The sequence below is a fragment of the Bradyrhizobium sp. AUGA SZCCT0177 genome (assembly GCF_018130125.1).
Taxonomy (GTDB): Bacteria; Pseudomonadota; Alphaproteobacteria; order Rhizobiales; family Xanthobacteraceae; genus Bradyrhizobium.
The window spans coordinates 273,396-286,794 of record NZ_JAFCMA010000001.1 but is presented as its reverse complement, the minus strand read 5'-3'; the positions used below and the strand labels follow the sequence as shown (position 1 = coordinate 286,794).

Sequence of the window (13,399 nt, the reverse complement as noted above, 5' to 3'; positions counted from 1 at the left end):
GAGCAGAGAGCGAGTAGGTCGGATTAGCGAAGCGTAATCCGCCATCTTGGATAATCCAAAAACGGCGGATTACGCTATCGCTAATCCGTCCCACAGCGTCAGGCTCACTTCAAATTGGCGAACATTATCTTGACTGCGAGGATCTGTTCGTACTGCGCCTTGGTCACCTGAACGCGTGCCTTGCCACCCGACACGGCGTTGAGTTCTTTGTCGGAAAGCGCATCGGTCTGAGCGGTCTGGGCGTTATCGACTTTCATGGCATTCCTCCCTCTGGCAGGTGGGGCGCGACCACCGCGACCCTTTCTGTGATCTGGAGAATGTCTCGCGCCGAACGCGAGTTCCGTGACTCACATCACGCCTGAGCTTTTGAGGTTTGAACCTGATGACGATCTCCAGCGATGTCGTCATTCCGGGATGGTCCGCAGGACCAGACCTCAGGGGCGCAATTGCGCCCCGGGGAATCTCGAGATTCCGGGTTCGATGCTTTGCATCGCCCCGGAATGACGCTATCAACTGCGCACCGCGACCGCCTCGAACCGCTGCTTCGGGTGGACGAGCAGCTCCGCGGTCTCGACAATCCGCATTTCCTCCGTCCCGCGCGCCGCGGTGCGCTCCAGCACGGCTGATATGGCCGACGCCGCGTGCCCGAGCGCTTCCGGTGTGGCCTTGTTCTGAACGCGCGCGGAGGTGAACAGCGCGGCGAACAGGTCGCCGGTGCCGTTCGGGCTGATGGGAACTTTCGGCGTGCGCACGCGCCAGGCGTTTGACGCTTCGATGGCGAGGGTCTCGATCTCGCCGTCAGGCGTATCAGACAATTCGGCCGACGTGACGACGACCGTCGATGGACCGTGCACCATCAGCGCGCGCGCTGCTTCGATCATTTGATCCGACGTGGAGGCCTTCGCCCCGCACAGCCATTCGAACTCGAAATGATTGGGGGTGATGATGTCGGCGAGGCCGCACAGCCGGTCGCGCACCAGCGGCGGGATGTCGGCTTTCACGAACAGGCCGCGGTCGCGATCGCCGAGCACGGGATCGCAGACATAGCAGAGGGCCGGGTTGCGGGCCTTGGCGCGCGCGACGAAGTCGGCGACGACAGCGGCATTGTCAGCCGAGCCGAGATAGCCCGACAGGATCATCTGACAGGTGTCGACCGCCCCGCGCTCCTCGATCCCGAGCAGGAGATCGGCGACCAATTGCGCCTCCAGCACCCGGCCGCGGATGGTTGGATAGCCCGGCCGGTTGCTCAGCAACGTCGTCGGCACCGCAATGACGTCGATGCCATGCATCTGCATCGGAAACACCGCGGCAGAGTTGCCGACATGGCCGTAAGCGACCTGGGACTGGATGGAGATGACGCTCATGGCATTGAATGTAGCCCGGATGAAGCGCAGCGCAATCCGGGATTGCGCAGGGTGGAGACGGTCCCCACGTCATTGCGAGGCATCGGGCGCGCATTCGCGCGATCCGGTGGCTCGCAATGACGGCGCATATACGTCCGCCTTCTCGCGGCGCGAATCGTCCGAGGTTTGGTAGCCGGACCCTCCGTAACAGAGGAGAGCGCAGCGAAAGCCGGGTCAGCGCGCCGCGCTGCCGCATGCGTTCGCGCCGGCGTAAAATTTGGTCAAAAGACCGGCTCGCCGATCGCCACCTCGCTGCGCGGGCCGAGGACGATCACGCTGCCTCCGGCGTCCTTTGCGCCGAGGATCAGCAGTTCGGATGTGAAGCCCGCGATGTTCTTCGCACCCAGATTGCAGACGCAGACGACCAGCGAGCCGAGCAGGGCTGCGGGCTCATAGTTCGTGATCTGCGCGCTCGACCACATGATCCTGTCAGCGCCGACGTCGACGCCGACCTTGAAGGAGGGATTGCGCGCGCGGGGGAACGGCTGGATATCCACGACCTTGCCGATCCGGATGTCGAGACGGGCGAAATCGTCGTAAGTGGCCGGGGCTTTCAGAGGGGACATGTCTTGCGTATGGCACATTAGCGATGTCATCGGAAGTGAGTTGCGCAGGCAACCGGCCGATGGACGTCTCGCGCAAGGCGGTGAGGCGCGGCGGATTAGCCGAAGACGTAATCCGCCGTTTTCGTATGAGCCCAGACGGCGGATTACGCCTTCGGCTCAATCCGCCCTCCAGGTTTCTTCGAAATTCTGATCGACACGGAGCCGCGGCGCATGTCAGTGATCCCTGACGATCTGAGAAATGCGCGCCGCTGGACGAAACCCTCATCGGGGTCTGCTGTAATACAGCCGTCCTGCAGCACATCGTCGAGGAATACGCGGACATCATAACCGTCCGCGATCAGCGCCAAATGATTGCGGTAGCCCGGATCGAACATCACTGACGATACACGGCCGAGGAAATGCTGTTGTACACAGCGGCGGAGTTCAAATGCGTCCGCGGTCATCACGCGTTGCTCCGAATCGATGCGTGATGCTGGCTGAATAATGCTGTAGCCGCGGAATTGTTCCTCAATAGAGGTTGCACACGGACCGGTTCTGCGGAAAATTGCAGACGATCTCGCAACTCGCGATATCTGTCACGGGCGCCGGTAAACAATGACCACCAACATTTCCATCTTCGACGGCCATAACGATGTCCTGCTGCGTCTTTACAAGTCGGCTTCCGGCGACGTGGTGTCCGATTTCCTTGATGGCGAAGACGCCGGCCATATCGACCTGAAAAAGGCCAGGGCAGGAGCTTTCGTCGGCGGTCTGTTCGCGATGTACTCGCCATCGCCAGGCAACTTTGCGTCGCTCAGCAAGCAGATGACGGGCGGACAGTATGCGGTGCCGCTTCCTGATCCGCTTCCCATCGAAGAGGCACGGAAATCCGTCGCCGGTGAGCTGGCGATCCTGATGCGGGTTGTCAGGGGATCGCAGGGCGCCGTGGCGCTTTGCAAGACGACCGCCGAGATCCATTCGGCGATCGAGCGCGGAGCGCTGGCGGTGGTGCTTCATCTGGAAGGCGCCGAAGCCATCGACGGTGATCTGCATTTTCTGGAGGTGCTGTACGCGGCGGGCCTGCGCTCGCTGGGACCGGTCTGGAGCCGTAACAACATTTTTGGTCATGGCGTCCCGTTCCAGTTTCCCGGCGGGCCGGATATCGGCGACGGCCTGACCGCTGCCGGCGAAAAGCTCGTTGGCGCCTGCAACGAAATGAAGATCCTCGTCGACCTCTCGCACATCACCGAAAAGGGCTTTTGGGATGTCGCGCGCCTCTCCAAAGCGCCGCTGGTCGCGACGCACTCCAACGCGCATGCGTTGTGCCCTTCGCCGAGAAACCTTACCGACCGGCAATTGGCAGCGATCCGCGATTCCGCCGGCATGGTCGGTCTCAACTTCGCGACCTGCTTTCTTCGCCCTGACGGCAGCATGATCGCGGATACGGATGTCGAACTGATGGTGCGTCAGCTCGACTATCTCATCGACAAGCTCGGCGAGGACCACGTCGGATTTGGATCGGATTTCGACGGCGCAACCGTGCCGGCGAAAATCGGCTCGGCGGCCGGGCTGCCCGTGCTCATCGGGGCTCTCCGGCAAAGCGGATACTCCGAGCCGCTGTTGAAGAAGCTGGGCTCGACCAATTGGCTCAATCTGCTCGAACGCACGATTGGCTGAAACCGGGAGCCGTCGCTCTCCTGGCGACCACGCATGCCGCCCGCGGCGAGCTTCGGCTGACAACGTCTCTCTTTGCGCTCGCGCGTTCCTCGGAAAATTCGGGGTACTCCGAAAGAGTAGCTGTTGTTCGCGCAGTTTTGGAATGCGGACCTGCTTCAGGCGCGCGAACTTCACTTCTGGGGCGGACCCGTGTTTCCAGAGCCAGCCCTTGGCGAACCGCCCCACGATCCGTTATTCGAGATCGGGGTGATAAAATCCCTGTGCAGGGCGGTTGGTCTGTTGGCGCCATTGAACAACACGGTAACGCCCGTGTTGCTATGGCTCACTTCGACAACGATCCCAGTCTGCCCGGCCAGTTCCGGGCATCGAGCGGCTCCGAGTTCACTCATCTTAAAACGAGTGCCGGCGACCAATCTGGTGGTTTCCTGATCCATCCCTGAAGCTATTCAATAGTGAAAAGGTCTTTCCGGCTAAAATGCAATGATGCCAACTGGTTATAATAATTAATTGCGCGACTCAGGCAGCGGCTAATTTAAGTACGTTCCAGGTTCGGTCGTCTGTCCGATATCCGACATTACGGGCGCAGCTGCCACTTTTTCCCGGGAATCCGTATGAAGCGAGCGACCTCGAAACCGGGAAACCCGGGGCGTGTACGGCGCTAATTAATATTGGTCGCAGGCTGCGTTCTTTTGGTTCAAAGGGCGGCCTCAGCCAGCGCTTCTGACCGGTTGCCGCAGGATCGTCTTGAGCTTTTCCGGCGGCGTCCGGCGTGCATCGCTCAGATAGATCTCGTGATGAGGCCCTGCAAACGTCATCCCCATCGCAGGCATGATCTCGTGGTGAAGCCTGGCGAGCACCGGGCCTTCGTCGTCATAGCTGCCGACATGCAGCGTCTGCAGGCATCGCCCTTCGTCCAACGGCTCGAGGCGCAGCGAGACGGGAGGCTCTCCGAGCTTGTCCCGCGACCTTGCAAGGGCAGCCTCATACCGGGGCCGCTCGACGAAGTCGGGCACCATGATCATCATCGTCCATTGCCACAGATGCTTCCGCCGCCCGACAAAATCGTCGGGATTGTCGGCCCACCAAAGGCCTTCGAGCGGCGGAACCACGTAGTCTTTTCCCGATGTGCTCTTGCTGGCAAATTTCATCGCGTAGCTCAGCGAATACAGCCACTCGATGGCGCGCTGATAGGCTGGATCACGATTGGGGTCGCCTTCGCCGTTGATCTTGACGAATTGCATGGCAGGCATGTTGATGGTGGCAAAGCTGCCTTTAGGCGCGCTGTAGAATGTTGCGAGCTGCTTCTTGAAATCGATCTTGTCCACGTTCGTCACGGTTCGCTGGATGCTGCGCTGTGCCGCGTTCCGGTCCAATCCGCCTGCGGTGGCGCGATCCGCCGCTCGAGACACGTAGCGGCGGATTGCGCACCGCGAATCCGCCGTGCAGGCTGGGAATGGTTGGCAGGCATGTCGCCAACGTCAAGCGCGACGTGGTGCGCTAGCAGGCGAGGGCGCCTCTCATCCGAGAGGCGGCGCATTGCATCATGCTTCGTCTTTGGGCACGTATTTGCCCGCGATGCATTTGTATCTCTGTAGTTTCCATTGGTGATACGGACCCTTGGCGAGCCATTCGGCAATGCCGATTTGCGCATTGACCATACAGGCGGTCATGGTGATGCCCGACTGCTCACTGTTGGTGACGACTTTCTCCAGGCATAGCTGGCCGTTGCAGAGAACGGCGACAAGAGTAACGAGCATGGCGTCCTTCGTTGATAGGAAATTCCCGGTCAACTAACTCCATGCAGGCTTCATGCCATGATTCTGCATGTGCCGTACGCAGCCAAAGGCTTTCCCGGTAGTACTACGGGCGCGCGAAACCAAACGCCGCAAGCGCGCTACTCGGTGGGAGTTTAGTGCAACGGGTCCGTCCAATGCGCGGCCCGATGACAGGCTCCGGCGTAATGCGCCGCTTTAGAAAAACACGTAACGGCAGATTACGCCTACGGCTCACGGGCTGCGAGGCGACCATGGCCATGACACTGACGGTTGCGGTTTTTTGGCTTGCGGCCGCACCGGGGGCGGCGCCGGCTTTTGCGACTGGGCGACATTGGCCGACTGCCGCGGACGCGGCAGTGGTGTTCCGGGCATCACCTTTGGCTCTTCAGGGATCATCTTTGGCTCGTCGGACATCGCCTTTGGCTCTTCGGGCAGCGCATTTAACTCTGAAGCGCTGGCGATGATGCGGGCGAGTTGTTGCTGGCTTGCGTTGACCCGTTCGGTCAGCGTCTGGCTTTCGCGCGCCATCTGGATCTGGCTCGCCCTGAGCTGGTCGATGACAGCGTTGTTGCGCGCTATTTCTTCCCGGCCCGCCGCGAGCTGGCTCGTGAGATTTTCATTGTCGCGGACCAATTGTTCTTGCCTCACCTTGAGGTGTTCGAGTGATTGCCTCAAGGCCACGAGATCGCGCGCCATCGGTTGGAGTTGCTGCTCCAATCCGGCGGACGCGGCAACAGCAGCCGGTGCGGCGTCTTTCGGCGCAGCGGCTTCCGGTGCCGCCTGTGCCAAAGCTATCGGAGCTGAGGGGGCCGTCATCGCCGTATCAGGGGAGGATGACCACCACCAGGCGACGACACCAATGCATGCTGCCAACAGGCAACCGGCGACAGCCACATGGCGCCAATCCGCCAATCGAGGCTTCGCTGCTGGCGGGGCGCTCGACGTCTTCATGCTGGGCGGCGGGGCCGAAGCACTAAATCCCGCTTCGCGCGCCAGGTTCGAAAGCTGCTCCTCCAGGCTCGCGATCTGCCCTTCGGCGAGCCTGTCGCTCATTGTGGAATTCATTTGGTGCTCCGTATCAAATGCAATGGCACCCGCCTGAAAGTGGATCCGCACATCTGCGTTTTAACGCAGCCGAGGAGGCGGAACTATGTTCACGGCCGGAGAACTACGGAAGGAACTCTGACCCTTTGCGCGCGCTGCATTCATCGCCAGCTCGCGTAGCCCGCCGCGAAAGTTCCAGCGAACCTTCACGGCGTCTCGTGCGACCAACGCGCGGTTCAGCATTCCATGATCACCATCATCACATTCTTGTATCACGTTTTTGTGCGTCGCACCATTGAACTATTGCAGTGCAATAAACGACTACTAGATCCGCATTCCAAGCCATCGAAGGAGAATTGCCGTGAAGAAGATTACCCTGTCCGTCGCTGCCGCCGCCATGTTCGCGATCACGGCCGCTGGCGGCGCTGTCGCAGCCGAGTTGCCGTCTTATGAACGGTCAGGCTTGCCGGTCTCGGCCGTGCAGCTTCAGGTGCTCGGCGTTGAGGGCGTCCAGGAAGCGTCACCCGTTGCCACATCGGTCACGGCAGTTCAGCTCAGCGTCCTGACACCGCGGAGCAAGATTACGACCGCCCAAGGCCGCACCGAAACCGTCGGCCGCGCCATTCAGTGAGGACAAATGCTTGATCGGCGCTTCAACTGGCGCCGATGCACGAGCACCTTGTCGCGTTTGCAAGAAGCCCGCGATGTCGTCGCGGGCTTTTTTTCGTGATGAGGGCGTACAAATGCGAAGCAACGTGTTGTTAGGAATTGACCCGCGCTGATTTGCGCGACTCCGATTCGTTCCTTGCGAACAAACTGGAGTCGGATGGAGAACAAAGCCGCCTTGGCTGATCCATGCTGCGTAGGGGCTGGGCAGTAGGGCGCCTTTGTTGTGGCGATCATGACAACGATAGTCCATGCGTCCGCGATCTCGCGGCGTGAAGCGTCCGAGTTTTGCGACTTGCTGACCCTCCTGAAGCGAGGAGGGCGCAGGAAAAGCCGGGTGCGCGCTGCACCCGCGGTCTCGTGCTAGAAACAACCAAGTGTACAAGATCGCTTCCCTTGCCGCGATCAATCGTTGCAGCCATCATGTCGAAACCAGTGCCGACGGCTGGGCCGATGATATCAGGCTCTCCGACATTGAGCCTGACTTCCTCTGTACCGCCTGCGGCAAGCGCGCGGCGCGGAAGTGGGACCGGTGTTTTCGCAGGCCAGCGTGCGCGCCACGCCAACTGCATCTCAGGCCGGCATGATCGGCGATTTAAATGGTAAAGCGGACCACTGAACTTTGAGCCCGCGCCTGTCGCTACCTCTCAATCGGCTCGTCGATTGTCTTTACAGATGCAAAACATTGCCACACTCAGGAGAAAAGCAATAACACCTCCAGCATTGCCGAGCGGCACCCAACTTGCTGCCGAACATCCATCCCCTTGTCAGATCGAACAGCGCCGGGATCGCTGCGGCGAACAACAACCAAATGACGGGCTAGTAACTTTGGTCGACTCGAAATGTGGCCCAGACAATCAGAGGTAAAGTAGCACGCGCCAGAATGAGCTTCGGGCAAATGCAGTGCTTGGCCGGCGCGAGGATGACAATCGTCATGCGCATTATGACCGAGGTTCGGGCCGAATGACTCACGTCCCAAAGCCTCTACGTCATTCTCCGATTTCAGGGGTTTTCGATGTGGGGTTGCGGTGCTAGTAATTCGGCGCTCACTCAGCGCCAAGGAAACGCCATGCCAGCTCAAAGTCGTTACCAGTGCCGATTCTAGCTCACGGCATAGGCGTCATTTTTAGAAAATGATCAGCTGTCTTTTTTCTTACAGGGCCGAGCTATGAAGATTATCGCCATCGGCGAGATCGACCGAACAACATGGAACGATGTAGTTTTGTCGTCTCCCGATGGATGGGTGTTTTCACTCTACGAGTGGCAGGAATTGATCCTGCCGGTTGAACGATGGGGCCTTCAAGAGCGTAGCTTCGGCGTAGAAAGGAACGGCAGAATTGTCGCGGTCGTGCCGCTCCAATACTCGAACACATGGAAGGTCACTGCTTCATCCGGCTGGGGCGGGAGCGGTCCGGTGTTGGTGCCGGGATTGTCTAGAGACGAGGAGAACGCGGTACTCTGCGAGGTAATCAAACAGATTTGCGCGAGTGCTCGCCACGATCACGCCGAGCGTATTTCCATGAGCATAAGCCCGATTACGAAGCGCTCCCTAACGAACCGGACTGGTGTGAGTCCGACATACAAGTTCGGCTTTGCCGAGACGTCCACCGACGCGATGGTTGTTGACCTTAGCCAAACCGAAGATCAGCTTTGGCTGGGTCTATCGCAGATTGCGCGCAGGAAAATCCGCAAAGCAAAGAGCGAAGGTTACTCCGCTGAACTTCTTGACTGGGTAAAGAACATCGACCCCTACTACGATATTCACTGCGAAACCTATTTCCGAACCGGCGTTGAACCACACCCCAAAGCGTATTTTGAAGGGATGGCACTCAAGATATCACCTCTCGGTTTTAACTTCTTGTTGGGCGGCAAAGCACCAAATGGAAGCGTGGTGGCCTTCCATAACTCTGCGAAGATGCCGCACTCTGCTGTTTACCACACCGGATGCTCGCGCACCGCTCACCAAAACTCTGGCGTCAACTATCTCCTGTTTTGGGAGGCTATGCTCCAAGCAAAGCGGCTCGGCTGCGAATGGTACGAGGTCGGCGAAATCTTCTCCGGATCGACGGATAAGAAAAGCCGGGGTCTTACGGAAATAAAAACCAAATTCGGCGGAGTCCCTCGGCGGTACTTCAAGGGCCACACCGAGCGATTGGAGCCCTTCTTCCTCTTCGATGAAAAATATGATTCTCAGACGTTCGAAGAATACGCCTTTATCGACGACGACCAGTTTCGTTGACACGACCAACCAGCTTCTACAGACAACGCTCGGGCCAATAATCGAGAATGAAAAGAACATTGCCAAGTCGGGTCGCGGCACGAAGAAAATGGGAACGATGTTTGCACCCATTACGCATTCCGAATTTATCGAAGATTATTTCTGACCGCGGGCGATGATCGGATCGATGCCGGCGTCGCGCAGCTTCTTGGCCTCGCCGTGATCGATGCGCGCCTGCTTCAGCGACTTCGCCGGATAAGCGCCTGGTCCCATCTTGCGCAGCCGCTTGTAAGTGCGGAAGCGGTACCGGCTACGGCTTCGCCTCAGCGCGCACTACTCGGCGTCGGCGATCTGCCGCTCATAGTCGGAGGCGTTCGATTTATCCGTCATGACCTGCGGACAGCGGAAGCAGGCCGCTTTGCCTTCCTGACGAAACCAGCGGCAGGTGGATCTGATCTGGCAGGCAGGCAGCGCGTTGACGACCACAGGGGTGCCCGCAACGATGCGTTCGGCCAGGCTGCACGCGTTGCCCTTGAAGTGCTTGCAGCCGCCGCTGGCGCCGGCGCACGGCGCCGCAATTCTGAAAAGTTGCGTTGGCTTGGCCGGTCCTGCCAGCGCCAGCAGCTTCTCGGAAACCGGCAGGGTCTCGGTCAGATAGCCGACCCTGTGTTCTTCAGGCGTGCCTGTCATGACGCCAAAGACGCGCGCGCCATCAGCGGTTGCCTGGGCACTCGGGCAGTCGATCTCTTGGCTGGATCCTCGGGACATCAAACGACCCTCCGGTTCGCGGCTGGTGCCGATCGATCGCCTCATCCGCAGTTGGGATGCAGCGGGAAGCGCAATCCGCGGCTCTGCCTTGAACGCTCAGTCTCGCAAATGCTTATCTGAAAAGCCTTCGAGACGGCGTCCGGCGCGTCGCGCGCCAAACGCCATCCCGCATATGAAATCAACTAACTTGTCAGCTTGGTGGTGGTCGTCTTCGGCCCAACGGCGCCTGTCGTGGTCGTGCCGGTGCCCTTGGGATCGATGCGCCTAATCATGCCGCCTGCGACGGCTTCGAGTTGATCCGGGTTGAGCTGAACCGGCGCTTCGACCTTCTTGTCGGCGGACTTCTTGGAGTTCGTATCAGACTTTTTCATCTGCGCTTCTCCTCTGCCGAGACGAAGCGACCATCCGCTTCGACTGTGGAAGGATGCTATCACGGACTGGCTGGTTTACCAGCACCGCACAGCGCTGCTGCTGTGTGACCACATCACAGCGCGGCGCCAGCAGACGCGGGGCTTCGGCCCCGCGCCTTCGCTGCTTGCTTGTCTGCGAGGCCCAAGTGCTTTTCACTGTTTCATAACAGCGGTTATTTCAGAACAGCCATGGCAACCATGGCTCCGAGCATGAAGGACGTGTTCAACAGGCACGCCGCAGCGAAAACCTTGGTCGTCGTATCCCTCCCGCCAGCGACCGAGTCCAGTTCGTCCATCGTCAGTTCGGTCGACGTCTCATTCGAATTTGCGCGTTCCATGTTGTCTTCTCCTGTTGCCGTTCCGATGCACCATTGCATCGGCATGGACAGGACGATGACCGATCAACGAAGTCCGCGCTGTTACGCGGGGAACAGCGACGCGGTAGCTTCTTGCATGATGAGCGCGCACAACGACTAAGCAACGTGTTGTTAGGAATTGGTCCGCGCCGATTTGCGCGATTCCGATTCGTTCTTTGCGAACAAACTGGAGTCGGATGGAGAACAAAGCTGCGGTGCGGCGTGCTTCTCTGCGACGGTGTCTCAAGCGTCGGAGCTTACGTCTTTTCATGAACTGCGGCGGACAAGCCGCCTCCAAATCCTGCGCTCTATGAGACTTGCGACTCCCGTCCGGAGGTGATCAGTTTGGCCCGAGACAGGCGGGAGGCTGATATGAAACGAATTCTTTTGGCGGTTTTGTTGCTCGGGGGCTTTTTGGCGGCGCCGGCGCTGGCGCAAACCAAGGTTGGCGACTGGGAGGTCGAGAAGCGCAGCGGAGACGATCATTGCAATGCGGCCCGCGCCTATACCGACAAGGACGATGACAACAGCGACTACGTGATCGTGCTGAGCTACTCCAAGGAGGCGATCGTGGTGGCCGTGATCTACGACGGCTGGGAGTGGGACAAGGTCGGCAAGATCCTGCGGGCCGATGTCGGCACCGACGACAAGGACATCATGAAGAAGGCGAAATGGGAGGTCGTCGACAAGACCGCCGTCCGCGGCACTTTCGAATTCCAGCAATCGATCCTGGACACGCTCGCCAAGGCCAAACTGCTGACGATCGATTTCGAGGACGACGAGGACAACAGCGTCGAAATCAAGATCCCGCGGATGGGCGAGGCGCTGGCGGCGCTGAAGTTTTGCGAGGAGAACAAGAAGTAGGGGGCTTGGCTGAGCCGTCCCGGGCATCCTTAGAAGCCTTCCTAGTGTCGATCGTGACAATGAATGTGCCATGCTTCCGCGATCTCGCGGCGTGAAACGTCCGAGTTTTGCGATGTGCTGACCCTCCCGAAATGAGAGGGCGCAGGGAAGGCCGGGTGCGCGCTGCACCCGCGGTCTCGTGTGCGATTGTGCAAACAAAGCTGCACACGAGCATACAGGGCAGCGGGGAACACCCAGCCTTCCCTGCGCAATGGCTTTACGGCTTATAACGCGCTCTCCCCGGTGAGACGGTCTCTATTGCCACCGTCGTCCCTCGGAAGCGTTAGCTCCCGCAGGACTTGACGCCGTTACGGGCGCCAGGACCACACGCTTTCGCCGTACGCTTCAGCCACGACCGTCAATCGCAACTGTTACGTCCACCGCGACCCGCCCCTCGTCATGACGACGGCCGACGCCCCTCTGAGTGGGACGGGATAACGCAAATTCGTAGAGATGATTTGCCCGACGAGGAAAGCGGAATTTTGCCCGTCGGGTTAATTTGTCGCACTCGCATGTCGTCCCGGCCGAGTGCGCAATTGCGCACGGGGGCCGGGACCCATAGCCACCGTCGGCTGTTGTTTTGCGTGCCGGTCATTATCTTCTTTCCGAGCAATACAGGCCGCGGCGTATGGGTCCCGGCCCCCCGTGCGCAATTGCGCACTAGGCCGGGACGACAACTGAAACGCTGCGCTCCAAACCGCCCTACGGGCGCACTTGCTGCAATCCGAACAAGTGAATGAAGCCTTCGGCTACGGAGCAGCGGCAGCTATTGCACGGACGCGCGGCGGTGCCATTTCACGATCCGTCTGGCCACGAGGATGGCCGCAGCTGCATAGGCGACGCTTACGGCCATGAATGCGAAGGAGGGGAGCTGGAGTGCTCTCATGTGCACCAGAACAAGGGGAAAATAGAATGCGGCGCTCATGAGGACGAGGGCCGCCCAATGCGACATGAACCCGATTGCCCGGGAAATCCCCATGAAAAAGAACGGCATCAGAAACATGCCGACCGCGATCCCGCTTCCGATCGCCTGCCAAAGCGGCGGGGCCGGACGGGGGCCGAGATAGCTGGTCTGGCAAGCCATGAGGATGCCCCAGGCAATTGATGCTCCAGCCGCGGCGGCAATGAACGCGGGCTCATCGTTGCCAAGGAGAACCTTCGCAACGCGCATGGCAATCGATTTCCTGGGAGGTTCTGACATTGGTCGTGGCAAGCCCGTGTTCGAGATCGTCTCTACTGGTCGCAATCTGCCTTGAACCCGCGATGCCTGGTGTGATGCTCCGCACAGTTCGTGGATTCATCTCGAGGCAAAATTCGAAGGAGCGGCAGGGCGGTAGGGCGGATTAGCCGAACGGGTCCGCGCAAGGCGCGGCCCGGTGACAGGCTCCGGCGTAATCCGCCGTTTTCGAAGAACACTCTCCGATGTCGTCCCGACCTAGTGCGCAATTGCGCACGGGGCCGGGACCCATAGCCACCGTCGGCTGTTGTGTTGCGTGCCGGTCATTATCTTCTTTCCGAACAATACAGGCCGCGGCGTATGGGTCCCGGCCCCCCGTGCGCAATTGCGCACTAGGCCGGGACGACAACGGAAACCGAGCGACAATTGCGATCCGCCCTACGGGGGCACGTGATTC

16 protein-coding genes are annotated in these 13,399 nt (G+C 59.8%); 4 read left to right on the top strand and 12 right to left on the bottom strand.

Annotated elements, in window-relative coordinates; translation table 11 throughout:
- Nucleotides 1-104 precede the first annotated feature (104 nt).
- From JQ597_RS01445 to JQ597_RS01430, 4 genes are all read right to left on the bottom strand, one after another.
- Nucleotides 105-257, bottom strand: coding sequence for a bacteriocin (locus JQ597_RS01445; protein WP_212262103.1), 153 nt, complete (start codon nucleotides 255-257; stop codon nucleotides 105-107).
- 252 nt (nucleotides 258-509) lie between these two features.
- Nucleotides 510-1,364, bottom strand: a complete 855-nt coding sequence (gene pdxY, locus JQ597_RS01440) for a pyridoxal kinase PdxY (RefSeq protein ID WP_212262100.1) — start codon at nucleotides 1,362-1,364, stop codon at nucleotides 510-512.
- 260 nt (nucleotides 1,365-1,624) lie between these two features.
- Complete coding sequence (locus JQ597_RS01435; RefSeq protein WP_212262097.1) at nucleotides 1,625-1,969, bottom strand: tRNA-binding protein; 345 nt, start codon at nucleotides 1,967-1,969, stop codon at nucleotides 1,625-1,627.
- A 143-nt stretch (nucleotides 1,970-2,112) separates the two neighbouring features.
- A complete protein-coding gene (locus JQ597_RS01430) occupies nucleotides 2,113-2,412 on the bottom strand; it encodes a hypothetical protein (protein ID WP_212262094.1) in 300 nt (99 codons plus the stop codon).
- Between the two features lie 151 nt (nucleotides 2,413-2,563).
- Here JQ597_RS01430 and JQ597_RS01425 point away from each other — a divergent pair, with 151 nt between their 5' ends.
- Nucleotides 2,564-3,625, top strand: a complete 1,062-nt coding sequence (locus tag JQ597_RS01425; RefSeq protein ID WP_212262091.1) for a dipeptidase — start codon at nucleotides 2,564-2,566, stop codon at nucleotides 3,623-3,625.
- Between the two features lie 707 nt (nucleotides 3,626-4,332).
- Here JQ597_RS01425 and JQ597_RS01420 read toward each other — a convergent pair.
- The 3 genes from JQ597_RS01420 to JQ597_RS01410 all read right to left on the bottom strand — a co-directional run bounded on the left by JQ597_RS01420 (nucleotide 4,333) and on the right by JQ597_RS01410 (nucleotide 6,516).
- A complete protein-coding gene (locus tag JQ597_RS01420; protein ID WP_212262088.1) occupies nucleotides 4,333-4,950 on the bottom strand; it encodes a GyrI-like domain-containing protein in 618 nt (205 codons plus the stop codon).
- 216 nt (nucleotides 4,951-5,166) lie between these two features.
- Nucleotides 5,167-5,382 carry a hypothetical protein gene (locus JQ597_RS01415; RefSeq protein WP_212262085.1) on the bottom strand — a complete coding sequence of 72 codons (216 nt, stop codon included), beginning with the start codon at nucleotides 5,380-5,382 and terminating at the stop codon, nucleotides 5,167-5,169.
- A gap of 249 nt (nucleotides 5,383-5,631) precedes the next feature.
- The gene (locus JQ597_RS01410; protein WP_349628767.1) at nucleotides 5,632-6,516 is read right to left on the bottom strand and encodes a hypothetical protein; all 885 of its coding nucleotides are present in this window, start codon (nucleotides 6,514-6,516) and stop codon (nucleotides 5,632-5,634) included.
- A 289-nt stretch (nucleotides 6,517-6,805) separates the two neighbouring features.
- On the opposite strand from JQ597_RS01410, the gene JQ597_RS01405 reads away from it, so the two are divergent.
- Together JQ597_RS01405 and JQ597_RS01400 are read left to right on the top strand one after the other, a co-directional pair.
- Nucleotides 6,806-7,075 (top strand): hypothetical protein, encoded by a 270-nt coding sequence (locus JQ597_RS01405; protein ID WP_212262083.1) that lies wholly within the window; start codon nucleotides 6,806-6,808, stop codon nucleotides 7,073-7,075.
- A 1,203-nt stretch (nucleotides 7,076-8,278) separates the two neighbouring features.
- A complete protein-coding gene (locus JQ597_RS01400; RefSeq protein WP_212262080.1) occupies nucleotides 8,279-9,349 on the top strand; it encodes a lipid II:glycine glycyltransferase FemX in 1,071 nt (356 codons plus the stop codon).
- Between the two features lie 135 nt (nucleotides 9,350-9,484).
- On the opposite strand, the gene JQ597_RS01395 is transcribed toward JQ597_RS01400, so the two are convergent.
- The 4 genes from JQ597_RS01395 to JQ597_RS01380 all read right to left on the bottom strand — a co-directional run bounded on the left by JQ597_RS01395 (nucleotide 9,485) and on the right by JQ597_RS01380 (nucleotide 10,844).
- Nucleotides 9,485-9,655 (bottom strand): integrase arm-type DNA-binding domain-containing protein, encoded by a 171-nt coding sequence (locus tag JQ597_RS01395; protein WP_283813381.1) that lies wholly within the window; start codon nucleotides 9,653-9,655, stop codon nucleotides 9,485-9,487.
- Between the two features lie 6 nt (nucleotides 9,656-9,661).
- Nucleotides 9,662-10,141, bottom strand: coding sequence for a hypothetical protein (locus JQ597_RS01390; protein ID WP_249147147.1), 480 nt, complete (start codon nucleotides 10,139-10,141; stop codon nucleotides 9,662-9,664).
- A gap of 137 nt (nucleotides 10,142-10,278) precedes the next feature.
- Nucleotides 10,279-10,467 carry a hypothetical protein gene (locus JQ597_RS01385; RefSeq protein WP_212262075.1) on the bottom strand — a complete coding sequence of 63 codons (189 nt, stop codon included), beginning with the start codon at nucleotides 10,465-10,467 and terminating at the stop codon, nucleotides 10,279-10,281.
- 212 nt (nucleotides 10,468-10,679) lie between these two features.
- Nucleotides 10,680-10,844 carry a hypothetical protein gene (locus JQ597_RS01380; RefSeq protein WP_212262073.1) on the bottom strand — a complete coding sequence of 55 codons (165 nt, stop codon included), beginning with the start codon at nucleotides 10,842-10,844 and terminating at the stop codon, nucleotides 10,680-10,682.
- A 390-nt stretch (nucleotides 10,845-11,234) separates the two neighbouring features.
- On the opposite strand from JQ597_RS01380, the gene JQ597_RS01375 reads away from it, so the two are divergent.
- Nucleotides 11,235-11,726: a hypothetical protein gene (locus JQ597_RS01375; protein WP_212262070.1), complete on the top strand. Its 492-nt coding sequence runs from the start codon at nucleotides 11,235-11,237 to the stop codon at nucleotides 11,724-11,726.
- A gap of 805 nt (nucleotides 11,727-12,531) precedes the next feature.
- Here the strand turns inward: JQ597_RS01375 and JQ597_RS01370 are convergent.
- Nucleotides 12,532-12,936 carry a hypothetical protein gene (locus JQ597_RS01370; protein WP_212262068.1) on the bottom strand — a complete coding sequence of 135 codons (405 nt, stop codon included), beginning with the start codon at nucleotides 12,934-12,936 and terminating at the stop codon, nucleotides 12,532-12,534.
- Between the last annotated feature and the right edge of the window lie 463 nt (nucleotides 12,937-13,399).